Below are 26,011 nucleotides of genomic sequence, written 5' to 3'. Positions count from 1 at the left end.
AGGGCGGCATCATAACGGGGGGCTTCAACATTCGCCATATTTCGAATACTATCGAACTATCGTATTAACAATTGTACCGACTGTAACGGAGTTTCCATGACCGCCCTGTTCGAACCCTTCAGCCTTAAAGACGTGACCCTGCGCAATCGCATCGCCATTCCACCGATGTGCCAATACACCGCCGAAGAAGGCGTGGTTAACGACTGGCACCATGTGCATCTGGCCGGTATGGCGCGTGGTGGTGCCGGCCTGGTGGTGGTCGAAGCCACTGCCGTGGCGCCCGAAGGCCGTATTACCCCAGGCTGTGCCGGTATCTGGACCGACGAGCAGGCGCAGGCATTCATTCCGGCGGTCAAGGCGATCAAGGCGGCTGGCTCCGTGCCCGGCATCCAGATTGCCCACGCCGGCCGCAAGGCCAGCGCCAATCGCCCGTGGGAAGGTGATGACCATATCGCAGCAAACGATCCACGCGGCTGGCAGACCATTGCCCCGTCGGCCATTGCCTTCGGCCACCACCTGCCGAAAGTGCCACGCGAGATGACCCTCTCGGACATCCAGCGAGTCAAGCAGGACTTCGTCGATGCCGCCCGTCGCGCCCGTGACGCCGGCTTTGAATGGATCGAACTGCACTTCGCCCACGGCTATCTGGGCCAGAGCTTTTTCTCCGAACACAGCAACCAGCGCACGGATGCTTACGGCGGCAGCTTCGATAACCGCAGCCGGTTCCTGCTCGAGACCCTGGCGGCCGTGCGTGAAGTGTGGCCAGAGAACCTGCCGCTGACCGCGCGTTTCGGCGTGCTGGAATACGACGGCCGTGACGAACAGACCCTCACCGAGTCCATCGAACTGGCCCGCCGGTTCAAGGCCGGCGGCCTGGATCTGTTGAGTGTCAGCGTTGGCTTCACCATTGCAGAAACCAACATTCCGTGGGGTCCGGCGTTCATGGGGCCGATTGCCGAGCGGGTCCGCCGCGAAGCCGGTATCGCGGTGACCTCGGCTTGGGGCTTTGGCACCCCGCAACTGGCCAACGAAGCCGTGAAGGCCGGTCATCTGGATCTGGTCTCGGTGGGCCGTGCGCACCTGGCCGACCCGCACTGGAGCTACTTCGCCGCCAAGGAGCTGGGCGTGGACAACGCCTCCTGGACCCTGCCGGCGCCGTATGCCCACTGGCTTGAGCGTTATCGCTGAGTAACCGGCGCGGTTGCTTGCCAGCGATCAGTGGCGCCGACTGGCGCCGCTGCGAAACTGCTGCACCAGCCCGTGCAGGCGGGTGCTCAGTTGCAGGACCTGGCTGGCACGGCCATGGTTATTGCCGCTGGCCTCGACATTGCGCTCCGCCGCCCGGCGAATGCTGCCAATGTTGTGATTGATCGCCTCGGTGCGGCGACTCTGCTCGTGCATGGTCGCTGCCACCTGGGCATTCATGCGGGCGATGGCTTCGACCCGCAAACCGATATCGCGCAACGCATCAGTCGCCTGGCTGGCCTGGCCGACACTGGCCGCCGCCTGTTCGCGGCTGCTGTCCATCACGCTGACGGCGCTCAGCACCTTGCTGCGCAACCCCTCGATCATGTGATGAATATCCATGGTCGATTGCTGGGTGCGCGCTGCCAGGCCGCGGACTTCATCGGCGACCACCGCAAAACCGCGGCCCTGATCACCGGCCCGCGCCGCTTCGATGGCGGCATTGAGGGCCAATAGATTGGTCTGTTCGGCAATGCCACCAATCACATCCAGGACCGTGGCGATCTCGCTGCTATGGCTCTGCAGGTGATTGACTACTTCGACCGCTCGCTGGATATCCGCTTCCAGACTGGCAATCGATTCACAGGTGCGCGCCACGATGCGCTGCCCGCACAGGGTTGCTTCACCGGCCTGGCTGGCCAGCGTGGCGGCGCTTTGCGCATGACCGGCCACCTCCAGAGTGCTGCTGGCCACGGAATTGACCAACTCCGCCACCTGATCGGTCTCGGCCTGCTGTTGCATCGACAACGCATTGCTGGCATCGATCTCATCGAGCAACCCCTGAGTTTGCTCACCAACCTTTTGCGAGGCATCGGCGATACGGCCGATCACTGCGCCGGTTTCGTTGCGCAGCATGCGCAAGGCAAATTCGATCTGGCCCAGTTCGTCACGGCGCCCGGTGTAGAGCAACTGACTGACCGGATTATCGGTCAGGGCCTGGGCGTGCTGCGCCAGTTGCTGCACCGGCCTCAAAATACTGCCCACCCCGAGCATGGCCAGCGCACTGCACAGACCGCCCAGCACCAGTACGCCGCTGGGCGGCAACGCCAATGCCCAACCTGCGGCCACGGCCCCGCTGCCGACCAAGGCTCCCACTCGGGCCATTGAACGACGGCGCAAACCGCCTGCACGCAGCGCCACCGGGCCGCAGCGCAACCGCTCATACAACCGCTCGGCAGCTTGCCAGTGTGCAGTTTCAGGCTTGCTGCGCACCGACTGGTATTCGACGATCTGGCCATTACGCCGGATCGGCGTCACATAGGCACTGACCCAGTAATAGTCGCCGTTCTTGCAGCGGTTCTTGACCAGTCCCATCCATGAGCGGCCACTGGCCAGGGTTTGCCACATGTGTTTGAACACCGGCGCGGGCATGTCCGGATGCCGCACGATATTGTGCGGCTGCCCGAGCAGTTCTGCTTCGGTGAAGCCACTGATATCAATGAACTCGGCATTGGCATAGCTGATGTGGCTTTTGCCGTTGGTGGTGGAAAGAATATTGGCGTCGGCAGCAAGTTCGATATGACGGCCGCCGGCTGGCAGTTCAGAGGGCATGAGGCGTTCCTTGAGACAGGGATTTCAGAGCCTCCCTGCCCATCAGGCAGCGCGGCGCAGGCCGACGTTCTACCTGCTCGCCATAGTGGCCAGTTGACGCACATCAACCCCGCCACAAATTTTTGACTCAACGCCGACCAAGCGTCTTCTCGCCCTCAAAACCGCTATTTACTTGACGGCACAAAGCCGTCACCTGAGCGTTGACGGCTCGCGACGGGTGCCCAGACGGCTGAGCCATACCGAGGCAATGATCACCCCGCCGCCGATCAGTAACCGGGTGTAGTCCTGGTCCTGATTCCAGATCAGCAGGTTAATCAACAGCCCCAGCGGCACATGCAGATTGCCCATCGCTGCCAGGCTGGCAACCGGCACCAGGCACGCGCCTTTGTTCCACCAGTACATGGCCAGCGCCGTGGAACACAGGCCAAGGAACACCAGCACCCACCATTGCTGCCCCGCATCGGGCAGCTTTTGCAGATTGCCGAACGCCAGGCAGGCCGGCAGCACTACCAGCAGTGCGCCGACAAAGAAATAGCCGAAGCGCCGGTAATGGGGCAGATCACTGGGGTAACGAGCGACCAGATGCTTGTACAGCACCTGCCCGGCGGCATAGGTGAAGTTGGCCAATTGCAGCAGTAGAAAACCGCCGAAAAATTCGCCGTCCAGGCCGTCGTAGCGAATGACCCCGGCCCCCAATACCGCAACCAGTGCGGCCACCAATGCCCAAGGGTTGAAACGCCGGTTCAGGGCATCTTCGATCAGGGTCACATGCAACGGGGTCAGGATGGTGAACAGCAACACTTCCGGCACCGTCAACACCCTGAAACTCAGGTACAGGCATACGTAGGTAATGCCGAACTGCAGGGCACCGATCAGCAGCATGCCGCGCATGAAGCCCGGTTCGACCTGGCGCCAGCGGGTCAGCGGGATGAACACCAGCCCGGCCAGCAGCACGCGGATCAGCACGGCGACATAGCTGTCGACATGCCCGGCCAGATACACACCGATCAGGCTGAAAGAGAGCGCCTGAATCAGCGCGACGGTAAATAGATAACCCATGATTGCCCCTTGTAGACCGGTGGCGACCATAGCGGGTCAGGCGAGGCACTGTCCAGACGAGCACCAACGCGGGCCATGTAGCAGCGGCGGGCGGTGATCCGCATCAGCCGCGAAAGCCTGTGAAAGCTTCGCAGCTGAAGCTGCTCCTACAGAGGTTCCTTATTGGCGGTATGACAGCGTGGTATCAGGCCACTTCGGCCAGCTTGGCCAGTGCCTGGTTCAAGCCTTTTTCGCTGAACTCACCACCCATGTTCAAACCTTCGGCGTGGATGAACGTCACTTCATGGATGCCGATGAAGCCCAGCACCTGGCGCAGGTAGGGTTCCTGATGGTCCATGGCGCCGCCGGTGTACAGGCCACCACGGGCGGTGAGGACCACAGCGCGTTTGCCGGTCAGCAGACCCTGCGGGCCGGTCTCGCCGTATTTGAAGGTCACACCGGCACGCAACACATGGTCGAACCAGGCTTTCAGGGTGCTGGGGATGGCGAAGTTGTACATCGGTGCGGCAAGCACCAGTACATCGGCAGCGACCAATTCATCAGTCAGCAGGTTGGAGCGCTCAAGGGCGGCCTGCTCGCTGGCATCACGCTGATCATCGGGCTTCATCCAGCCACCGAGCAAGGTGGCGTCCAGGTGTGGCGCTGGCTCGACGGCCAGGTCACGGACGCTGATAGCGTCCTGTGGGTGGGCGGCCTTCCATTGCTCGATGAACTGCCGGGTCAACTGGCGGGATACCGAGCCTTCCTGGCGAGCGCTGCTTTCGATGATCAGTACGCGAGACATGGTTTGTGCTCCTTGAAGTCATATTTGATGTGATGGAGCACAGCTTAATCATCGACTCATCCGTTAAAAAGCGCAAAAAATTGCTACGACCAATCGAATATTTTGCTTGATTGCTTTACGCTGCCGGTTCGCATTCCAGCTTGATCCGCAGCTTGATGATGCTGCGATTGAATTTCGACACCACGTTGAGACTTTGCCCGGCCTTGACCTCGACACGGCGGACGCGCGGTGCTTCCGGGCCATTGATGAATTCCACCCGGCAACGCGCGTCTGTCTGGCCATAGTTGTCCAGAGTCAGCGACCCGGTGTCGTGGTAGGTGTCGTGACTGCGGTAATCGACCTGCACTCCGGGCGTGCTTTTCTGCACTTCGATGGGATAGGCCAGCGCGGCAGTCGGCAGCATGGCCAGCACAATGCAACAGATTCGGTTCATCGGGCAGTCTCCTTACTCAGGGGTGCCTCTAAAAACGTAGGCGAGGCAGTCAGCGCTAGGCGAAATCAGGCGAGAAAGCGGAGTTTACATGTTGTAAATGAGCATTTTGATCGGACTCGCGCACGAGCCTGATTTCAACAACGCGATGGCCACGCAGGTAGTTTTTAGAGGTGTCCCGGTGATGACCGGACAATAAACAGGAGCAACAGCCGATGAAAGCCCCCCGCGTCACTCTTGATCAATGGCGCACCCTGCAAGCTGTGGTCGACCACGGCGGCTTCGCCCAGGCAGCAGAAGCCATGCACCGCTCGCAATCGTCGGTGAGCTACACCGTGGCGCGCATGCAGGAGCAACTGGGCGTGCCGCTACTGCGTATCGACGGGCGCAAGGCCGTGCTCACCGAGGCCGGCGGTGTGCTGCTGCGCCGCTCACGGCAACTGGTCAAGCAGGCCAGTCAGCTGGAAGACCTCGCTTACCACATGGAGCAGGGCTGGGAAGCCGAAGTACGGCTGGTGGTCGATGCGGCCTACCCCACCGCACGGATTGTCCGCGTGCTGAGCGCATTCATGCCGCAAAGCCGCGGCTGCCGGGTGCGCCTGCGTGAAGAGGTGTTGTCCGGGGTCGAAGAAGTGCTGCTCGAAGGGGTCGCAGACCTGGCGATCAGCGCGCTGAGCATTCCCGGTTATCTCGGCACGGAAATGAGCCGGGTCGAATTCGTTGCCGTGGCGCACCCTGAACACCCGCTGCATCAGGCCAATCGCGAGCTGACCTTTCAGGACCTGGAAAGCCAGTTACAAGTGGTGATCCGCGACTCGGGCCGCCAGCAGCCACGTGACGTCGGCTGGCTGGGCGCCGAACAGCGCTGGACAGTCGGCAGCCTGGGAACGGCAACGACCTTCGTCAGCAGCGGTCTGGGCTTTGCCTGGCTGCCCCGGCACATGATCCAGCGTGAACTGCGTGAAGGCGTCCTCAAACTGCTGCCGCTGGATAAAGGCGGCAATCGCAACCCGGCGTTCTATCTTTATTCTTCCAAAGACAAACCGCTGGGTCCGGCAACGCAAATTCTGATCGAGTTGATCCGTACCTTTGATACCGCGCCGCTGGATGCGCCATTCGCGGCCCCACCCCAAGCCTGACAGGAGTCACGCATGGCCTTTTTTGAACACGACGGTTGTTCACTGCACTACGAGGAGTACGGCCAGGGCAGCCCGGTGCTGCTGCTTCACGGTCTGGGCTCCAGCGGCCTGGACTGGGAATACCAGATCCCGGCGCTGGCCGCCCAGCACCGGGTCATCACCCTGGACATTCGCGGTCACGGCCGCTCCGACAAACCCCGCGAGCGTTACAGCATCAAGGGCTTCAGCGCCGATGTCGAAGCCCTGATCGAGCACCTGCACCTGGAACCGGTGCATGTGGTGGGCCTGTCGATGGGCGGCATGATCGGCTTTCAACTGGCAGTGGATCATCCGCAATGGCTTAGAAGCCTGTGCATCGTCAACAGCGGCCCGCAGGTCAAAGTGCGCAGCGCCAATGAGGTGTGGCAGTGGTTCAAGCGCTGGAGCCTGGCACGCCTGCTGAGCATGCAGGCCCTCGGCCAGGCGCTGGGCAAACTGCTGTTCCCGCGCCCTGACCAGGCCGATCTGCGGCGCAAGATTGCCGAGCGTTGGGCACGCAACGACAAGCGCGCCTACCTGGCCAGTTTTGACGCGATTGTTGGCTGGGGCGTGCAGGAACGCTTGTCGCGCATCAACTGCCCGACCCTGGTGATCAGCGGCGACCGTGATTACACCCCGGTGGCAGTCAAACAGGCTTACGTGAAGCTGATCCGCAATGCCCGGCTGGTGGTCATCGAAAACTCCCGGCATGCCACACCGCTGGATCAGCCCGAGGCATTCAACCGTACCCTGCTGCAATTCATTGCCGCACAGGAAGTCTGAGGCAAGGCTCGCACTGGTGTTTACCTGGCTAGCTGTGGTTTGCTAGCCGACCTCAGTCGCAACCACCACCGAAGGACTCACTGCATTATGTTCAAGACTCTCGCCCTCGCCGCCTGCACCGTGATGTTCTCGGCCAACCTGATGGCAGCCGAGCCAGCCAAGAGGACGCACGTGGTGCTCGACACCAGCTTCGGCCAGATCGAACTGGAATTGGCCGACGACAAAGCGCCGATCAGCACCAAGAACTTTCTGAGTTACGTCGACAGCAATTTTTACAGCAACACGGTTTTCCACCGGGTGATTCCCGGCTTCATGATTCAGGGCGGTGGTTTCACCCAGCAACTGAGCCAGAAGTCGACCCAGGCGGCGATCAAGAACGAAGCCGACAACGGCCTGCACAACGTACGCGGCACCATTGCCATGGCCCGCACCAGCAGCGTGAACTCGGCCACCAGCCAGTTCTTTATCAACACCAATGACAACGCCATGCTCGACCACGGTGTGCGTGACTTCGGTTACGCGGTGTTCGGCAAGGTAGTCAAAGGCATGGACGTGGTCGACCAGATCGTCAATGCCCGTACCGCCAACCAGAAAGGCATGCAGAACGTGCCTGTCGACCCGATCCTGATCAAGTCCGCCAAGCGCGTGGAGTGATCGGGGGCCAGCCTGCCCTGCGGGGCAGGCCGGACGGGACCGCTTCCCACCCTCAAGGAGAGCCCGCTGCCGGCGGGAATCAGACCCCATGCTTTATCGTCGTTTCGAGCAATTAATCGACATCTTCCGGGACGATCCCGGTGCCGCACCGCCCAATCGGGTTCTGCCCTTCTATCTGCACTACCTGCGCCAGGTCTGGCCCAGCTTCGCCGCCCTGCTGGTCGTCGGCCTGGTGGTTTCGCTGATCGAAGTGGCGCTGTTCAGCTACCTGAGCAGGATCATCGACCTGGCACAGACCACCGCGCCTGGCGAGTTTTTCAGCGTACACCGTAACGAACTGCTCTGGATGGTGGTGGTCACCCTGCTGCTGCGACCGATCTTTGTCGCCCTGCATGACCTGTTGGTGCACCAGACCATCAGCCCCGGCATGACCAGCATGATCCGCTGGCAGAACCACCGCTATGTGCTCAAGCAGAGCATCAACTTCTTCCAGAACGACTTTGCCGGGCGTATCGCCCAACGCATCATGCAGACCGGCAACTCGCTGCGCGATTCGGCGGTGCAGGCCATGGACGCACTGTGGCACGTGCTGATCTACTCGATCAGCGCGCTGGTGCTGTTTGCCGAAGCCGACTGGCGGCTGGTGATCCCGCTGGTGCTGTGGATCGCTGCCTATGTCCTGGCGCTGCGGTACTTCGTGCCGAGGGTCAAACAGCGTTCAGTGGAAGCTTCCGATGCCCGCTCCAGACTGATGGGGCGTATCGTCGATGGCTACACCAACATCACCACCCTCAAGCTGTTCGCCCATACCAATCACGAACAGCGCTACGCCCAGGAAGCGATCCGCGAGAACACCGAGAAGGTCCAACTGGCCGGCCGCGTACTGACGGCCATGAACGTGACCATCACTGGCATGAACGGCCTGTTGATCGTCGGTACTACCGGTCTGGCATTGTGGCTGTGGACCCAGTCGCTGATCAGCATGGGGGCCATCGCTCTGGCCACGGGCCTGGTGATCCGTATCGTCAATATGTCGGGCTGGATCATGTGGGTGGTCAATGGCATTTTCGAGAACATCGGCACCGTGCAGGATGGTCTGGAAAGCATCTCGCAACCGGTGGCGGTCACCGATCGCCCGGATGCCCGGCAACTGCAGATTGGCCAGGGCGGCGTGAAGTTCGCTGCGGTCGACTTTCACTATGGCAACGGCCGGGGCATCCTCCATGGCCTGGATCTGGACATCCGGCCCGGCGAGAAAATTGGCCTGATCGGCCCGTCCGGTGCGGGCAAATCGACCCTGGTCAATCTGTTACTGCGTCTGTATGACGTACAAAGCGGGCGCATCCTGATCGACGGCCAGGACATTTGCGAGGTGACTCAGGAGAGCCTGCGTGCGCAGATCGGCATGATCACTCAGGACACCTCGCTGCTGCACCGTTCGATCCGCGACAACCTGCTGTACGGCAATCCCGGCGCCACGGATGAGCAACTCTGGGAAGCGGTGCACCGCGCCAAGGCTGATGAATTCATCCCGTTGCTGTCCGATGCCGAGGGGCGTACCGGCTTCGACGCGCATGTGGGTGAACGCGGCGTCAAGCTGTCTGGCGGCCAGCGTCAACGCATTGCGATTACCCGGGTGCTGCTCAAGGATGCGCCGATTCTGATTATGGACGAAGCCACCTCGGCGCTGGACTCGGAGGTTGAGGCGGCGATTCAGGAGAGCCTGGAAACCCTGATGCAGGGCAAGACCGTGATCGCCATTGCCCACCGCTTGTCGACCATCGCACGGATGGACCGCCTGGTGGTGCTGGATAAGGGGCGGATTGTCGAGATCGGCAACCATGCCGAGCTGCTGGCCAAGGGCGGGCTGTATGCGCGGTTGTGGCAGCACCAGACGGGCGGGTTTGTGGGGGTGGATTGAGGCTGTAGGAGCGGTTTTAACCGCGAAGACCTTTAGCACGATACAAGAGTCTTTGCCGCTGTTGTCCATTCGCCAGGTTCCGCCCTTACGGCGGGTCACTTTTGGTTTCGCCCAAAAGTAACCAAAAGGCATTGCTCCTGGCTTGGGTCCGCCCTGCGGGCAGACTCCCCTCCGTCCGGCATCGATTCGGGGGCCGGCGCGATGGGCATCCCTGCCCAGCGCACCTGAAACCGACATCCATGTCGGTTTCTCCCCCGAATCGACGCCTACCCTCGGCCTGCACCCAAGTCGCGATTTGCGTCGTCTGTGCTATCTCGGCTCGGAGATCAAAAGCAAAATCAACAACATCGCAACGCAGTGTTGGAGGGCGAGTTCGTCCGTCTACGCCTGCCGATACGGCAGCGCGTTGCGGGCATCCTCGGCATAGGCCAGTACACCGACCCGCTCTTGCTCAAGAAAATCCGCCACAGCGTCTTTGAGTCCTGGATGCAGCAGGTAGTGCCAGGAATGAGTGATTTGGGGTTCGAAGCCGCGAATCAGTTTGTGCTCGCCCTGGGCACCTGCGTCAAAGCGTTGCAGGCCATGGGCGATGGCGTAGTCCATGCCCTGATAGAAGCAGGTTTCGAAATGCAGCCGGTCAAACTCGGCCAGGCAGCCCCAATAGCGACCATAGAAACTGTCGCCGCCGACCAGGCTGAAGGCCATGGCCACCGGGCGGTTGCCTTGCCGGGCCAGGACCACTCGAATCGCTTCGGGCATGCGCTCGGCCAACAGGCTGAAGAACTCGCGGGTCAGGTACGGCGTCTGGCGGCGCACGGCGTAAGTATTGGCGTAGCAGGCATAGACAAAATCCCATAGCGCCTCGCTCATCTGCGACCCGCTCAGCCATTCGAACTCAATGCCCTGCCCTGCCACTTGCTCACGTTCTTTGCGCATCTGTTTGCGCTTGCGAGAGCTCAGCGCATCGAGAAAATCCTGAAAATCCCGATAGCCGCGATTGTGCCAGTGGTACTGGCAGCCGTAGCGCTGTAGCCAGCCGTCCTGTTCGGCCAACAACGCATCGGCAGCCGGGTCGGTGAAGTTTACGTGGGCACTGGACAGCCCTTGGCCATGCAGATAACCCGGCAGCCCTTCGAGCAAGGTCATACCGGCCTGAGCGCTACTGGCAAGGATTCGTGCACCGCTGACCGGGCTGAACGGCACGGCGGCCAGCAGCTTGGGGTAATAGGCAATGCCCGCGCGGCGACAGGCATCGGCCCAGCCGTGATCGAACACGTACTCGCCATAGGAATGCCATTTGCGATAGGCCGGCATGGCAGCGACCAACTGCCCCGCCTGTTCATGCAACACATGCTCGGCACGCCAACCGGAATGGGCCCCCAGGCTGGCGCTGTCTTCCAGAGCGCTGAGAAAGGCGTGGCGTAAAAACGGCTGCTGATCTGGCAGCAAGGCATCCCAGTCAGCCGCAGAAACCGCGCTCAGGCTATCGACGACATGTACGGACATCTGCGGGTTCTCTCTGGCCAATGGAGGTCGCCAGTATCACCGATTGCACGCCCGGTTTCCCAGAAAGACATTACCGAGCGCTCTATTCCGGGCATTACAGCCCATCAAATGCAACGAGATTGTCATCCACATGCCACCACTTTGCCACTTTTCTGTAATGCCTGGCAGCAATACTGGCGCCTGTTTTTAGAACCGGTTGAAAGACCTGAACCAAATCCCGTCAGGGATGTCCTGCGCCATGGCAGCCGCCGGCGCACCCAGCCTCGGAGATATTTATGCGTCCTGTTTCTACTCGTACTGCGGCAGCCCTGTGTGGCGGTCTGGTATTGGCCATGAGCGTTCCGGCCAGTGCCGCAGTCGACGCCAAACTGCTCGACATGCTGAAGGCAAACGGCTCGATCAGCACTGCCCAGCACGCTGAGCTGCAAGCTGACCTGGCCAAGGAGCAACAAGCTGCTGCCACCAAGTCTGCTGCTGCGCAGAGCGATTTCGAGAAGAAAGTTGCATGGGCTGCCAAGACGCAGATCAAAGGTGACGTACGTGTGCGTCAGGAAAACATCGACATCGCTGGCGAAGCCGACAACGGCGGCCGCGACAAGGATCGTCAGCGTATCCGTGCCCGCCTGGGTGCCTACACCGAAATCAACCCGCAGGTTAACAGCGGTATCCGTATCGCCACCGGTGGCGGCAACGATGCGCGCTCGACCAACCAGGACCTGGACGGCTACTTCTCGAAGAAATCCATCTGGCTGGACCTGGCTTACATCGACTACCACCCGGACGCCATCAACGGCCTGTCGATCATCGGCGGCAAGATGAACCAGCCATGGGTGAGCATGGGCGACGTGATCTGGGATAGCGACATCAACCCCGAAGGTCTGGCCCTGACCTACAAGCTGCCACTGGCAGGCAAGACCGAGCTGTTCACCAGCGCCGGTCACTACACCCTCAAAGACAACGTGGACGGCAACGGCGTCGAGTTCAAGAACGACCTGCGCCTGTACGCTGGCCAGGCCGGTGTCAAATTCGCCCCGCTGGACAACCTGAAAGTCACTCTGGGCGGTAGCGTCTACGGCTTCGACAACGACACTGATAGCGCCTGTGGCACTGCCACCACCACCCCTTGCGCGCTGCGGGTGAACGGCAACACTACAGAAGAGTTCCGTCTGTACGAAGGTTTCGGTCAGATCGACATCAGCGGCCTGGCCGTGCCACTGGGCCTGTACGGTCAGTACGTGGTCAACGACGAGTCCACCGACGGTCACGATACTGCCTGGCTGGCCGGTGTGAAGACCAAGGCATTCGGCTTCAGCCTGGACTACAACTACCGCGACGTGCAGCGTAACGCTGTAGTCGGTGCCTTCACCGACTCCGACTTCGCCAACGGCACCACCGGTTCGCGCGGCCACAAGTTCAAGGTCGGTTACGAAATCGACAAGAACTTCTCGCTGGGCGCGACCTACCTGATGGCCGAAGCTGACTTCGCCAGCCGTGCTGGCCGCGACAAAGACGTTGACGTCCTGCAGCTGGACGCCGAAGTCAAGTTCTAATCTGCTGTAGCGGGCCTCTGGCACAGCCAGAGGCCCAACCCGAGTGTGCTAAACCGGGCGTTTGAGTATCGTTCCCCATCATCCGACGATACCCTGAACGCCCGGTTTTTTTGTGCCTGGTGCGGTGGATCAGCGTTTGCGCAGGATCACACTGCCAATTGAATAGCCTGCACCGAACGAGCTAAGCACACCCAGTGCGCCTTGCGGCAAATCATCCTGATGGCTATGGAAGGCGATCACTGAACCAGCCGAACTGGTGTTGGCGTAGCGGTCGAGAATCACCGGCGCTTCTTCACTGCTGGCATCACGCCCCAGCAGCTTCTTGACGATCAACTGGTTCATGCTCAGGTTGGCCTGATGCAGCCAGAAGCGCTGCACGTCAGCGACGTTCAGGCCGCTGTCCTGCAGATGGCTGCCGATCAGCTGCGCCACCATCGGGCACACCTCACGGAACACTTTGCGGCCTTCCTGCACGAACAGCTTGTCCCGCGCATCGTTGCCCTCTTCGGCAGTGCGGTTAAGGAAGCCGAAGTTGTTGCGGATGTTGTTGGAGAACTGGGTCAGCAAACGGGTGCCGACAATCTCGAACTGGTGCGTCGAGGTGGCCAGGTCGGCGCGTTCCACCAGCACAGCAGTGGCGGCATCGCCGAAGATGAAGTGGCTGTCGCGGTCGCGGAAATTCAGGTGCGCAGTGCAGATTTCCGGGTTGATCACCAGCAACGCCCGAGCCTGGCCCAGATGCACGCTGTTGTAGGCGTTTTGAATACCGAAGGTGGCTGAAGAACAGGCTACGTTCATGTCAAAACCGTAACCCTCGATCCCCAGAGCCGCCTGAATCTCGATGGAGATCGCCGGGTACGCCCGCTGCAGGTTCGAACAGGCGACGATTACCCCGTCGACATCCGCTACGGTTTTGCCCGCGCGCTCCAGCGCCTGGCGCGCTGCCGCCACGCCCATTTCACAGAGAATCGACGGCTCGTCGTTGCTGCGCTCGGCGAGCAGCGGCTTCATGCGTTGCGGGTCGAGAATGCCCTGCTTGTCCATCACGAAACGGCTTTTGATGCCCGAGGCTTTCTCGATGAACGCCGCGTCGGAAGGCGCTTGTGCCTGGACTTCACCGCGCTCGATGGCTGCCGCGTTGTCCGTGTTGAATCGGGTCACCCAGGTATTGAAGGATTGCACCAGCTCTTCATTGGAGATGCTGTGGGCCGGGGTATACAGGCCAGTGCCGCTGATGACGACGTTATGCACGGTCGTTCCTCTCTTGGATTATGGGTCTTGCTGGCCTTAGTGGCACCAGCGTACCAACTTGCTGGCGTAGCGCGAATACCCACGGCGCTCAATGGACGTCAGCAGGGCACCACGGCAACAGCACGCAAGGCGTGAAGTGTGCCACAGCGCCCCGGCTGCGAGCTATCGCGGCCGCTCCTACCAGCGTTTAGCCTTGCACCTGACTCCACTGTTTGCTCAGGCGTTTGTCGGAAACCGGAATGCGGGTGCCGAGCTGCTGGGCGAACAGCGAGACGCGGTACTCTTCCAGCCACCAGCGCCAGGTGGTCAGTTCCGGGTCACGCTTGCCTTCCTGGGCATGTTTGTCGGCGCGGGCCTGGTACTGCGCCCACAACTCGCCCAGTTCGATGCTCCACACCCGGTCCTTCTGCAACTGGCCCGGGAGTTTCTCCAGACGCAGTTCGATGGCCTTGAGGTAGCGCGGCAATTCCTTGAACCACTGCGCCGGCGTCTCGCGGACAAAGCCTGGGTAGACCAACCGGCCCAGTTGGGCCTTGATATCGTTGAGTGCCACGGCCCGGGCCAGGTCGATCTTGCCCTTGAAGCTTTTCTGCAGACCGTGCCATAGCTTGAGGATTTCCAGAGTCAGGCGCGCCAGCCGCTCGGCATGCTCGGCCCACTCGCCGCGCTTGCGCTCGGCCAGCGACAACAGCCCGGCGCCGTCACGCGGCAGATTGGCTTCGCCTTCAAGCACACAGCTGTCCAGGCTGGCCAGCAGAATGTCTTCGATCAGCGCCTCGACACGGCCCAGGTCACGGTGCAGCAGGGCCAGTTCAGTTTGCCCCGGCAGCTTGCCACGCAAGAATTTGGCGGTATCGCCCAGTTGCTGCAACAACAAGCGCTGCAAAGCACGGCGGTGCTGGTAGTCGGCCTCGGCCTGGGTCGAAAAGCGGCCTTCCTTGACGTTGCCGCCCTCTTCGACCAGTGCCGGATACACCGTCATCGACAGCCCGGCGACCTTGTGCTGGGTCTTTTCATCGACCTTGGCGAAGCCCTTGGCTTCAACTGGCTGCTGGCTTTTGGCAGTCTGCGGCACCGCCAGGGCGGCCTGGCCGGCTTCGGCAAAGCGGGCGGTCAGGGTATCCAGATCACGCCCTTCGCCGAGAAACTTGCCATTACCGTCGACCACCTCCAGGTTCATCTTCAGATGCCCTTCGAGCTGTTCGGCAGCTTCAATCCAGGCTTCGTCCGGCACCCGGGCGCCGGTCATGCGCAGCAACTCACGGCCCAGCGCCTCAGGCAGCGACCCCTCGCCAAAACTGATGCGCTGCAAAGCGGCCTTGATGAAGTCCGGCACCGGCACGAAGTTTTTGCGGATCGCCTTGGGCAGGTTGCGCACCAGGGCAATGCACTTGGCTTCCAGCAGACCCGGCACCAGCCACTCCAGGCGCTCGGCCGGCAGCGACAACAGCAGAGGTGCAGGCGCACGCAGGGTGACGCCGTCGCGTGGATGGTTAGGCTCGAAGTGATAACTCAGCGGCAGGGTCAGTTCACCGAGGCGCAGGCTGTCGGGGTACTGCGCGGCCGTGACTTCCTTGGCCTCGCGGGCCAGTACGTCTTCTTCGCGCATGATCAGCAGGTTCGCGTCCTTCTGACTGCCCATGCGATACCAGCTGTCAAAGGTCGCCGTCTGATGAATTTCCGCAGGCAGGCGCGCCTCGTAGAAGCCGTACAGGGTTTCTTCGTCGGCAAGAATGTCACGGCGCCGGGCCTTGGCTTCGAGTTCGTCGAGCTGTTCGAGCAACCGCGCATTGGCGCTCAGGCACTTGGCCCGCGAGTTGATATCGCCGCGCACCAAAGCTTCGCGAATGAACAGCTCGCGCGACACCACCGGGTCGATAGGCCCGTAGTGCACTGCACGGCGGCCGACCACAATCAGGCCGTACAGGGTGATCTGCTCAAACGCCACCACTTGCCCGCGCTTTTTCTCCCAGTGCGGCTCGAAGTGGTTTTTCTTGATCAGATGCCCGGCCAGCGGCTCGATCCAGTCGACGTCGACCTTGGCTACCATACGCGCGTACAGCTTGGTAGTTTCCACCAGTTCGGCAGCCATCACCCACTGTGGCCGTTTACGCCCAAGGCCCGATGAAGGGTGAATCCAGAAGCGCCGTTGCCGGGCACCGAGGTAATCGCCCTCTTCGGTCTTCTGGCCGATCTGGCTCAGCAGGCCGGAGAGAATCGCCTTGTGGAATTTCGGATAATCAGCCGGCTCCGGGTTGATCGGCAGCTTGAGTTCGCGGCAGATCAGGGTCAGTTGCCGGTGTGCGTCGCGCCACTCGCGCAAGCGCAGGTAATTGAGGAAGTTGCGCCGGCACCAGTTACGCAGCGGGCTGGACGTCAGCGCCTGGCGCTGCTCTTCAAAACCGCGCCACAGGTTGACCAGCGCAGCGAAGTCGGAATCGGCGTCTTTCCATTGCGCATGGGCCTGATCGGCGGCCTGCTGACGCTCGGGCGGACGCTCACGCACATCCTGCACCGACAGCGCACTGGCGACGATCAGCACTTCCTGCAAGCTGCCCTGTTTCGCTGCTTCAAGCAGCATCCGGCCCATTCGCGGGTCCACCGGCAGGCGTGCCAGTTGACGGCCCAACGGCGTGAGCTGGTTCTCGCGGTTGACCGCCGACAGCTCCTGCAACAGGTTGAAACCATCACTGACCGCCTTGCCATCCGGCGGCTCGATGAACGGGAAAGCGCTGATATCGCCCAGACGCAGATGAAGCATCTGCAGAATCACCGCCGCCAGGTTGGTGCGCAGAATTTCCGGGTCGGTAAATTCCGGCCGCGACAGGAAATCTTCTTCGCTGTACAGACGGATGCAGATCCCTGGCTCGACCCGGCCACAGCGCCCCTTGCGCTGGTTGGCACTGGCCTGGGACACCGCCTCGATAGGCAGGCGCTGGACCTTGGCGCGGTAGCTGTAGCGGCTGATGCGTGCAGTGCCGATGTCGATCACATAGCGAATGCCCGGCACGGTCAGGGACGTTTCCGCCACGTTGGTGGCCAGCACCACACGACGGCCCGGATGCGACTGGAAGATCCGTTGCTGCTCGGCCGGTGACAGCCGCGCATACAGCGGCAGGATTTCGGTGTGGCGCAGTTGCGCCTTGCGCAGCACCTCGGCAGCGTCACGAATCTCGCGCTCACCCGGCAAAAACACCAGCACGTCGCCGGGCGTCTTGCGCTCGCGACGTTCCAGCTCGGCCAACTCGTCAAGCGTCGCGAGGATCGCCTGGTCGACAGTCAGGTCTTCCTCGACGCTGTTGCCTTCTTCGTCCTGCTCGCTGGTCAACGGCCGGTACCAGGTTTCGACCGGGAAGGTGCGCCCGGAAACCTCGATGATCGGCGCGTCGTTGAAATGCTCCGAAAAGCGCTGCAGGTCGATGGTCGCGGAGGTGATGATGACCTTGAGGTCCGGGCGACGCGGCAACAGGGTCTTGAGAAAGCCGAGCAAGAAGTCGATGTTCAGGCTGCGCTCGTGGGCCTCGTCGACAATGATTGTGTCGTAACGCTCAAGAAAGCGGTCATGCTGGGTCTCGGCCAGCAGGATGCCATCGGTCATCAGCTTGATCAGGGTGCTTTCGTCGCTCTGATCTTCAAAGCGCACCTGATAGCCCACCAGCGCGCCCAGCGGTGTGCCCAGCTCTTCGGCCACCCGGCTGGCAACACTGCGCGCCGCGATCCGGCGTGGCTGGGTATGGCCGATCAGGCCATACTGACCGCGACCGATCTCCAGGCAGATCTTCGGCAACTGGGTGGTCTTGCCCGAGCCGGTTTCACCGGCAATGATCAGCACCTGATGCTCGAGCAGTGCGGCCTTGATCTCGTCGCGCTTGGCCGCGATGGGCAGGTTATCGTCGTAACGAATCGCCGGCACACTGCGCTGGCGCGACTCGACCCGCGCACAGGACGCCTGCAAACGCTCGACCCACTGCGCCAGCTTCACTTCGTCGGGGTGCTTGCGCAACTCATGAATCTGCCGCCGCAAGCGATGCCGCTCGCGGGTTTCGACGTGATCGAGTTTTTTCAACAATTGGTCGATAGGAGGCGATTCGGCGGTCATCAGCTGCGCAGGGTCTTTTCGAAAGGGGGCAAAGCGGGGATTGTCGCAGATTTGATGCGGATAGGGGGATGGCTGCGGGAACGGCCGGGTCTTGTAAGAGCTGCTTTAGCTGCGAAGACCGAAGAATTCACGGCTAAAAAGAATTCGCGGCTAAAGCCGCTCCTACAGGGGTAACGGGGTTACTTCTTGACGCCGAGTTTCTTGAGTTCTTCGTCACGCAGCTCACGGCGCAGGATCTTGCCGACGTTGGTAGTCGGCAACGCGTCGCGGAACTCAACCGCACGCGGCACCTTGTAACCGGTCAGGTTGGCCCGCATGTGCTCCATGACCTGATCCTTGGTCAGGGTCATGCCCGGCTTGACCACCACGAAGACCTTGATCGACTCGCCTGATTTCTCGTCCGGGATACCGATGGCCGCACACTGCAATACGCCCGGCAGGGTTGCCAGCACGTCTTCCAGTTCATTGGGGTACACGTTGAAACCGGAGATCAGGATCATGTCTTTCTTGCGGTCAACGATGCGCAGGTAGCCGTCCGGCTGGATAACCGCGATATCGCCGGTTTTCAACCAGCCTTCGGCGTCGAGGATCTCCTCGGTGGCTTCCTGGCGCTGCCAGTAGCCCTTCATCACCTGCGGACCTTTGACGCACAGCTCACCGACCTCGCCAAACGGCAGCTCGTTGCCTGCATCGTCGATCACCTTGCACAGGGTCGACGGCACCGGGATGCCGATGGTGCCCATCTGGATGTTCTGGATCGGGTTGACGGTGGCCACCGGGCTGGTTTCAGTCATGCCGTAGCCTTCACAGATCGGGCAATGGGTAACCTCTTTCCAGCGTTCGGCAACAGCCTGCTGCAAGGCCATGCCCCCCGACAACGTGACCTTGAGGGCGGAGAAGTCCAGGTTGCGGAAGTCCTGGTTATTGCACAGGGCCACAAACAGGGTATTGAGGCCGACGAAGCCGCTGAACTTCCATTTCGACAGTTCCTTGACCATCGCCGGCAAGTCGCGCGGATTGGTGATCAGGACGTTGTGATTGCCACAGCGCATCATTGCCATGCAATGAAAGGTAAACGCATAGATGTGATACAGCGGCAACGGGGTGATAAGAACCTCGCAGCCTTCATTGAGGTTCGAACCCATCAGCTCGCGGCATTGCAGCATGTTGGCGATCAGGTTGCGGTGGGTCAGCATCGCCCCCTTGGCCACCCCGGTGGTACCACCGGTGTACTGCAGTACCGCCACATCATCGCTGGCCGGCGAAGCTTCATGGACCGAACGGCCCCGCCCCTTGGCCAGAACGTCGTTGAAGCGCACGGCCTGCGGCAGGTTGTAGGCCGGGACCATCTTCTTTACGTACTTGATGACGCTGTTGATCAACAGACGCTTGAGCGGCGGCAACAAGTCTGCCACCTCCGTGATGATCACATGACGCACCTGGGTCTTGGGCAGTACCTTTTCTGCCAGATGCGCCATGTTGGCCAGGCACAGCAAGGCTTTGGCTCCGGAGTCGTTGAACTGGTGTTCCATCTCCCGCGCGGTGTACAGCGGGTTGGTATTGACCACGATCAGCCCGGCACGCATGGCCCCGAATACGGCTACAGGGTATTGCAGGACATTGGGCAATTGCACGGCGATGCGATCGCCAGGCTTGAGGTCGGTATGCTGCTGGATCCAGGCGGCAAAGGCGCCGGACAATTCGTAGAGATCGCCGTAAGTGAGGGTCTTGCCCAGGTTACTGAAAGCAGGTTTGTCGGCGAAACGCTGGCAGGACTGCTTCAGCACGCTCTGGACATTCGGATACTCGTCGGGGTTGATCTCGGCTGCCACACCGGCCGGGTATTTATCCTTCCAGAAGGTTTCGATCATGCAGGCCTGCTCCTAGCGATAGCGAATTCCACATCGCGCGCTGCGATGCCGAGTGAACGTAATTAGAGTTATGCGATTCACGTTTTAGCGTCAAAAAACGGCCCGAGATTAGCAGCTTTGCCAAATAGCGCCTAGAGGCAAAGATGGCACTTGCGGTCACAAATGCGACTGAAATGTAAAATTTAGTCACATCTTTGATTTTTGCTCCAGCCCGCGAATTCTGTCTCGATCAATCCAGGCCCGCCTTCACTTTCCCTGCCGAAAACCCCGACATCTCAGTCCCACATTATTGACGGAAATTTCATACACAACACGTTGAGAAATAATCCCCCGTCAACATCCACGCCTTACACCATTAACCCACGCAATCTGACCGTAACCGAGCCCTCGGTATACACTCATTCCTATCTCGCACTGTGCAGGTAAGTGCCATGCAGCAACATTCCTTCTGGCTCGATGCCACCGATCATACCCGCCTGTACGTGTATGCCTGGTTACCCGACGACGAACCTCGGGCGGTGCTGATGCTTGCTCATGGCATGGCAGAACATGCAGGCCGCTATGCCCGGCTCGGCGCCGCGCTGAGCGAGGCCGGCATCGCCCTGTATGCCCATGACCAGCGCGGCCATGGCAAGACCGCTGCGCAAGGCACGCTGGGTCACTTCGCCCAACAGCAAGGCTGGAGCAAGGTGGTTGGCGATCTGGCGACAATGGCGCAGACCATCGATGAACGTCATCCGCAATTGCCGCTGTTCTTGCTGGGCCACAGCATGGGCAGCTACATCGCCCAGGCCTGGCTGATGCATCATGGCGCCAGCTTGCAGGGGGCGATCCTCAGTGGCTCGAACTACCAGCCTGCAGCCCTGTACCGGGCGGCCCGGCTGATCGCTCGGCTGGAGCGTTTGCGCCAAGGCAAGCAGGGGCGCAGCGCATTGATCGACCGGCTGTCCTTCGGCACCTTCAATAAACGCTTCAAGCCGGCACGCACCCGTTTCGACTGGCTGAGCCGCGACCCGCTGGAGGTCGACAATTACCTGCGCGACCCGCTTTGCGGCTTCCATTGCACTAACCAGTTATGGATGGACCTGCTCGGTGGCCTGCAAAAAATCAGCAAGCCCACCGCACTGGCGCAGATTGACCCTGGCCTGCCACTGCTGATTATTGGCGGCGGATGTGATCCGGTCAGCGATGGCAAGCGTCTGAAACATCTCACTCATGCGCTGTCTGAGGTGGGCCACAGTGCATTAAGGCTTAAACTGTACCCCGACGCTCGGCATGAGCTGTTCAATGAAACAAACCGTGATGAGGTGACGCGTGACCTGCTCGAATGGCTGAACTTCGCCCTCGAACAACCGCGCCCGCACCGGGCTGAATGAATCGCCCGTTTTTTCAATTATCAGGAAAACCGCATGACTCAAGTCACCAATACGCCCTACGAGGCCCTCGAAGTCGGCCAGACTGCCAGCTACAGCAAAACCGTCGAAGAACGCGATATTCAACTGTTCGCTGCCATGTCTGGCGACCATAACCCGGTGCACCTGGATGCCGAGTATGCGGCCAAGACCATGTTCAAGGAGCGTATTGCCCACGGTATGTTCAGTGGCGCGCTGATCAGTGCGGCGGTGGCGTGTGAGCTGCCTGGGCCGGGCACTATCTACATTGGCCAGACCATGAGTTTTCAGAAGCCGGTCAAGCTGGGCGACACCCTGACTGTACGCCTGGAAATCCTCGAAAAGCTGCCTAAATTCCGTGTGCGTATCGCCACGCGCGTGTTCAACCAGAATGATGAGCTGGTGGTCGATGGCGAAGCGGAGATTCTGGCACCGCGCAAGCAACAGAGTGTTGAGTTGACGGTATTACCCGAGATTACTTTTGGCTGAGTTTTTTCGCCTGCCTTAATCCACGAACGACGGAGTTAGGTGTAAGGATCATTGCCGCGGTTGACTGGACTGCGGGTTTCGCCCCGCCCTTGGAGGCGGGGTTCCCTCCGGCGCCAATTGTCTCATTCGGCGGCGTCTGTGATGTCTCGGTTCGAAGAGCAGAAGCTAAACAGCGGCTTGGATCACAAATCCTGCACGCAAAAAAATGGGCGACCGAAGTCGCCCAAAATGCCTTGCGTGCTCGTTGTGAAAAGCTGCAACTCTTAGTGCTGCGAGTCTTTCCAGAGGAAGAGGCCCATGCTGATGAAGAACAGGGTCAGCATGCTGGCGCTGACGTAGGCCACGGTTACGACGGTCTGTGGGTTGTCCAGAAAAAACATGGTGGCTTGCTCCGGTTGCTGCTGTTCGATGGGGTTAGATTAATCCCCGGCGTACGGGCAGGCATTGACCTGGATCAGTGATCCGGCCAGTGCGCACAATGATGGAGAGTTTTTTCGGGCTGACGACAGCCAGCCTGCGTGCAGCAGCGCCTCCGATTGCCGGGGGCGCTTGATACTTCAGCGTTTTTTGGGCTTTTTCTTTGGCTTTTTGCTGGTCAGCGGCATGGCGTGCTCGAAGGCTTTACGCATGTCGTCCAGGCGTTTGTCGTTGATGTCGTGGATGCGCTTGGCGCGCTCGGCACCTAAATCGATCAGCTTGCTTTCATCGCTCATGGCGCTGGGTTCTCGAACGGGCGGGCTCAACCGCGATGATGCGCAATAACCGGTAGCCGGACAAGCCCGGATCAGACCTCGACATCCACCCAAAGACCCTGACGCGGCTCGTTGTCGATCAGTGGCACCACCGGCACTGTATTGTCGGCGTTGAGCGAATCACCCGGAACGGCCAGTTGCCCGGCTTCTATTTGCTCGGCTTCTTCTTCGAACTCTATCGGGGGCTCACCGCGTTGCTGGCGCTGCTGGCGCTCTTGCTCTTCACGCAGGCGCAACGCTGCACGCTCGGCATCTTCGTGGCGCAGATCAATGGTGCTCTCGCTGGAGCTCGGTTGCACCGGCGCGACAGGGGGAACCTCTGGCAGACGCTTGGCAGGGTCCATTTGCGAGGTCACAGGCACCACACTTAATGGCAGCATTGGTTGCAACATGATTGTGTCCTCCTCTACCTAGGCTGTCGGCGGCCTTTTCGTCGTCTTTAATGCTTTGGTTCGAAGCTTTTCGACTATGTTTTCTGCAATAAGTGCCGGCAGGCAGCAAGACACCCGTAAATACGGGGCCAAACCCGCTGATTTTTCTTCACCGTCTTTGGTCATGAGGGTTCGCTTGCGTTACCATAGCCGGCTTTTTTCATCGCGGAGACACGCAGCATGGCGCAGCAGTATCAACCGGGGCAACGCTGGATCAGCGACAGCGAAGCCGAGCTGGGATTAGGCACCGTTCTGGCACAGGATGGCCGCTTATTGACCGTGCTCTACCCGGCCACTGGCGAGACCCGCCAGTATGCTCTGCGTAACGCTCCATTGACCCGTGTGCGGTTCTCGCCGGGCGATGTCATCACCCATTTCGAAAACTGGAAGATGACTGTCCGCGAAGTCGACGATGTCGACGGCCTGCTGGTCTATCACGGCTTCAACAGCCAAAACGAGCTGGTGACACTGCCAGAGACGCAGCTGTCGAATTTCATCCAGTTCCGACTGGCCACCGACCGGCTGTTCGCCGGGCAGATCGACCCGCTGGCCTGGTTCTCGCTGCGCTACAACACGCTGGAACATACCAGCCGCCAGTTGCAGTCCTCGTTGTGGGGCCTGGGCGGGGTGCGCGCCCAACCGATCGCTCACCAGTTGCACATTGCCCGCGAAGTCGCTGACCGTATCGCACCACGGGTTCTGCTGGCTGACGAAGTGGGTCTGGGCAAGACCATCGAAGCCGGCCTGGTGATCCACCGCCAGTTGCTCTCCGGCCGCGCCAGCCGGGTGCTGATCCTGGTGCCTGAAAACCTCCAGCACCAGTGGCTGGTGGAAATGCGTCGCCGCTTCAACCTGCAGGTTGCGCTGTTCGACAGCGAACGCTTCATCGAGAGCGATGCCGGCAACCCGTTCGAAGACACCCAATTGGCGCTGGTTGCCCTGGAGTGGCTGGTCGAAGACGAAAAAGCCCAGGACGCGCTGTTTGCCGCCGGCTGGGACCTGATGGTGGTCGACGAAGCCCACCACCTGGTCTGGCACGAAGACAAGGCCAGCCGCGAATACTCGCTGGTCGAGCAACTGGCTGAAGTCATCCCCGGCGTGCTGCTGCTGACCGCGACCCCGGAGCAACTGGGCCAGGACAGCCACTTCGCCCGCCTGCGCCTGCTCGACCCGCATCGTTTCCACGACCTGGCTGCCTTCCGCACCGAGAGCGAACACTATCGCCCGGTGGCCGAGGCGGTTCAGCAACTGCTGGATCAGGGCAAGCTGTCCGCCCCTGCAACCCAGACCATCCAGGGTTTGCTCGGTGCCGAAGGCGACCCCCTGATCAGCGCCGTCAATAAGGGCGATGAAGACGCCAAGGCACGCTTGGTGCGCGAACTGCTGGACCGCCACGGCACAGGCCGGGTGCTGTTCCGCAACACCCGTGCCGCTGTACAAGGTTTTCCTCAGCGTCAATTGCACCCCTACCCGCTGCCCAACCCGGTGGAGTACATGGAGCTGCCGCTGGGCGAACATGCCGAGCTGTATCCGGAAGTCAGCTTCCAGACCCAGGCCGAAGACGGCGACGAGAACCGCTGGTGGCGCTTCGACCCGCGTGTCGAGTGGCTGATCGACACCCTGAAGATGCTCAAACGCACCAAAGTGCTGGTGATCTGCGCCCACGCCGAGACCGCCATGGACCTGGAAGACGCCTTGCGCGTGCGTTCAGGCATCCCGGCCACGGTGTTCCATGAGGGCATGAACATCCTGGAACGTGACCGTGCTGCGGCTTACTTCGCCGATGAAGAGTTCGGCGCCCAGGTGCTGATCTGTTCGGAAATCGGCAGTGAGGGTCGCAACTTCCAGTTCGCTCACCACTTGGTGCTGTTCGACCTGCCCTCGCACCCCGACCTGCTGGAGCAGCGCATCGGCCGTCTGGACCGGATCGGCCAGAAGCACACCATCGAACTGCACGTGCCCTATCTGGAAACCAGCCCGCAGGCGCGGCTGTTCCAGTGGTATCACGAAGCACTCAATGCCTTCCTCAATACCTGCCCGACCGGCAACGCCTTGCAGCACCAGTTCGGCCCACGCCTGCTGGCGCAACTCGAAGGCGGCGACGACGATCAATGGCAAGCCCTGATCGACGAGGCGCGCACCGAGCGCGAGCGCCTCGAAGGCGAGTTGCACAGCGGCCGTGACCGTCTGCTGGAACTCAACTCCGGCGGTGCCGGCGAAGGTGAGGCGCTGGTCGAGGCGATCCTGGAGCAAGACGATCAGTTCACCCTGCCTATTTATATGGAAACCCTGTTCAATGCCTTTGGCATCGACAGCGAGGACCATTCAGAGAACGCCCTGATCCTCAGGCCCAGCGAGAAGATGCTCGATGCCAGCTTCCCGCTTGGCGACGACGAAGGCGTGACCATCACCTATGACCGCAATCAGGCGCTGAGCCGCGAAGACATGCAGTTCATCACCTGGGAACACCCCATGGTGCAGGGCGGCATGGACCTTGTGCTGTCCGGTTCAATGGGCAACACCGCAGTGGCCCTGATCAAGAACAAGGCGCTCAAGCCCGGCACTGTGCTGCTGGAACTGATCTACGTCAGCGAAGTGGTCGCCCCGCGCGCCCTGCAACTGGGCCGCTACCTGCCACCGGCCGCCTTGCGCTGTCTGCTGGACGGCAACGGCAACGATCTGTCGGGCCGGGTGTCGTTCAACACCCTCAACGATCAGCTCGAAAGCGTACCCAAGGCCAGTGCCAACAAGTTCATCCAGGCCCAGCGCGATGTGCTGACGCCGAAGATCAACTCCGGCGAAGCCAAGGTCGCACCGCGTCACGCCGAGCGGGTCGCCGAGGCACAACGCCGTCTGGCTGCCGACACCGATGAAGAGCTGGCACGCCTGACCGCCCTGCGTGCAGTCAACCCGACCGTGCGCGAGAGCGAGCTGCAAGCCTTGCGCGATTTGCGCGAGAAAGGCCTGGCGATGCTGGATAAAGCCGCGCTGCGCCTGGAGTCGATTCGGGTGCTGGTAGCGGGTTGATCGACGCTGCAATCTTCGCGGCTCAAGCCGCTCCTACGCTCTGTAGGAGCGGCTTGATCC

At 61.0% G+C, this 26,011-nt stretch carries 19 protein-coding genes; 9 read left to right on the top strand and 10 right to left on the bottom strand.

From position 1 onward, the window contains the following. The first annotated feature begins 96 nt into the window (after positions 1–96). Positions 97–1,188, top strand: a complete 1,092-nt coding sequence (locus NRB16_RS03615; protein WP_045488572.1) for an NADH:flavin oxidoreductase/NADH oxidase — start codon at positions 97–99, stop codon at positions 1,186–1,188. A gap of 27 nt (positions 1,189–1,215) precedes the next feature. Here the strand turns inward: NRB16_RS03615 and NRB16_RS03610 are convergent, their stop codons facing one another. The 4 genes from NRB16_RS03610 to NRB16_RS03595 form a co-directional block, all read right to left on the bottom strand. After that, complete coding sequence (locus NRB16_RS03610; protein ID WP_253113619.1) at positions 1,216–2,796, bottom strand: PAS domain-containing methyl-accepting chemotaxis protein; 1,581 nt, start codon at positions 2,794–2,796, stop codon at positions 1,216–1,218. A 189-nt stretch (positions 2,797–2,985) separates the two neighbouring features. Then, positions 2,986–3,855, bottom strand: coding sequence for a carboxylate/amino acid/amine transporter (locus tag NRB16_RS03605; RefSeq protein WP_257105491.1), 870 nt, complete (start codon positions 3,853–3,855; stop codon positions 2,986–2,988). A 184-nt stretch (positions 3,856–4,039) separates the two neighbouring features. Continuing rightward, positions 4,040–4,639, bottom strand: coding sequence for an FMN-dependent NADH-azoreductase (locus NRB16_RS03600; RefSeq protein WP_045488566.1), 600 nt, complete (start codon positions 4,637–4,639; stop codon positions 4,040–4,042). Between the two features lie 115 nt (positions 4,640–4,754). After that, positions 4,755–5,072 carry a 3-phosphoglycerate kinase gene (locus tag NRB16_RS03595; protein ID WP_257105490.1) on the bottom strand — a complete coding sequence of 106 codons (318 nt, stop codon included), beginning with the start codon at positions 5,070–5,072 and terminating at the stop codon, positions 4,755–4,757. A gap of 212 nt (positions 5,073–5,284) precedes the next feature. Between NRB16_RS03595 and NRB16_RS03590 the strand changes: the two genes are divergently transcribed. The 4 genes from NRB16_RS03590 to NRB16_RS03575 all read left to right on the top strand — a co-directional run bounded on the left by NRB16_RS03590 (position 5,285) and on the right by NRB16_RS03575 (position 9,584). After that, on the top strand, positions 5,285–6,208 hold the full coding sequence (locus NRB16_RS03590; RefSeq protein WP_045488560.1) for a LysR family transcriptional regulator: 924 nt from the start codon (positions 5,285–5,287) through the stop codon (positions 6,206–6,208). Between the two features lie 12 nt (positions 6,209–6,220). After that, a complete protein-coding gene (locus NRB16_RS03585; RefSeq protein WP_253138978.1) occupies positions 6,221–7,009 on the top strand; it encodes an alpha/beta fold hydrolase in 789 nt (262 codons plus the stop codon). Between the two features lie 87 nt (positions 7,010–7,096). Further along, a complete protein-coding gene (locus NRB16_RS03580) occupies positions 7,097–7,663 on the top strand; it encodes a peptidylprolyl isomerase (RefSeq protein WP_045488555.1) in 567 nt (188 codons plus the stop codon). 88 nt (positions 7,664–7,751) lie between these two features. Beyond that, positions 7,752–9,584 (top strand): ABC transporter ATP-binding protein, encoded by a 1,833-nt coding sequence (locus NRB16_RS03575; protein WP_045488552.1) that lies wholly within the window; start codon positions 7,752–7,754, stop codon positions 9,582–9,584. Between the two features lie 381 nt (positions 9,585–9,965). On the opposite strand, the gene NRB16_RS03570 is transcribed toward NRB16_RS03575, so the two are convergent. Then, positions 9,966–11,090, bottom strand: a complete 1,125-nt coding sequence (locus tag NRB16_RS03570; protein ID WP_257105489.1) for a GNAT family N-acetyltransferase — start codon at positions 11,088–11,090, stop codon at positions 9,966–9,968. Between the two features lie 275 nt (positions 11,091–11,365). On the opposite strand from NRB16_RS03570, the gene NRB16_RS03565 reads away from it, so the two are divergent. Further along, entirely contained in the window at positions 11,366–12,640 is a 1,275-nt protein-coding gene (locus tag NRB16_RS03565; protein ID WP_045488546.1) for a putative porin, read from the top strand. A gap of 129 nt (positions 12,641–12,769) precedes the next feature. Here NRB16_RS03565 and NRB16_RS03560 read toward each other — a convergent pair whose 3' ends face one another. From NRB16_RS03560 to fadD1, 3 genes are all read right to left on the bottom strand, one after another. Next, positions 12,770–13,891 (bottom strand): beta-ketoacyl-ACP synthase III, encoded by a 1,122-nt coding sequence (locus NRB16_RS03560; RefSeq protein ID WP_257105488.1) that lies wholly within the window; start codon positions 13,889–13,891, stop codon positions 12,770–12,772. 187 nt (positions 13,892–14,078) lie between these two features. Beyond that, positions 14,079–17,990, bottom strand: coding sequence for an ATP-dependent RNA helicase HrpA (gene hrpA / locus NRB16_RS03555; protein WP_257105487.1), 3,912 nt, complete (start codon positions 17,988–17,990; stop codon positions 14,079–14,081). 179 nt (positions 17,991–18,169) lie between these two features. Continuing rightward, complete coding sequence (gene fadD1 / locus NRB16_RS03550; RefSeq protein ID WP_257105486.1) at positions 18,170–19,861, bottom strand: long-chain-fatty-acid--CoA ligase FadD1; 1,692 nt, start codon at positions 19,859–19,861, stop codon at positions 18,170–18,172. 431 nt (positions 19,862–20,292) lie between these two features. Here fadD1 and NRB16_RS03545 point away from each other — a divergent pair, with 431 nt between their 5' ends. Both NRB16_RS03545 and NRB16_RS03540 read left to right on the top strand, forming a co-directional pair. Then, positions 20,293–21,237: an alpha/beta hydrolase gene (locus NRB16_RS03545; protein ID WP_257105485.1), complete on the top strand. Its 945-nt coding sequence runs from the start codon at positions 20,293–20,295 to the stop codon at positions 21,235–21,237. Between the two features lie 33 nt (positions 21,238–21,270). Continuing rightward, entirely contained in the window at positions 21,271–21,741 is a 471-nt protein-coding gene (locus tag NRB16_RS03540; protein WP_045488532.1) for a MaoC family dehydratase, read from the top strand. A 557-nt stretch (positions 21,742–22,298) separates the two neighbouring features. Here the strand turns inward: NRB16_RS03540 and NRB16_RS03535 are convergent. Together NRB16_RS03535 and NRB16_RS03530 are read right to left on the bottom strand one after the other, a co-directional pair. Continuing rightward, positions 22,299–22,454 (bottom strand): hypothetical protein, encoded by a 156-nt coding sequence (locus NRB16_RS03535; protein WP_173426688.1) that lies wholly within the window; start codon positions 22,452–22,454, stop codon positions 22,299–22,301. A 71-nt stretch (positions 22,455–22,525) separates the two neighbouring features. Further along, positions 22,526–22,885, bottom strand: coding sequence for a hypothetical protein (locus NRB16_RS03530; protein ID WP_045488530.1), 360 nt, complete (start codon positions 22,883–22,885; stop codon positions 22,526–22,528). Between the two features lie 219 nt (positions 22,886–23,104). On the opposite strand from NRB16_RS03530, the gene rapA reads away from it, so the two are divergent. Continuing rightward, positions 23,105–25,951 carry an RNA polymerase-associated protein RapA gene (gene rapA / locus NRB16_RS03525; protein WP_257105484.1) on the top strand — a complete coding sequence of 949 codons (2,847 nt, stop codon included), beginning with the start codon at positions 23,105–23,107 and terminating at the stop codon, positions 25,949–25,951. Positions 25,952–26,011 lie beyond the last annotated feature (60 nt).

It is taken from the genome of Pseudomonas sp. LJDD11 (assembly GCF_024584215.1).
In the GTDB taxonomy this organism is placed as follows: Bacteria; Pseudomonadota; Gammaproteobacteria; order Pseudomonadales; family Pseudomonadaceae; genus Aquipseudomonas.
The sequence above is the reverse complement of the archived record's forward strand: the minus strand, read 5'-3'. Positions and strand labels throughout refer to the sequence as shown.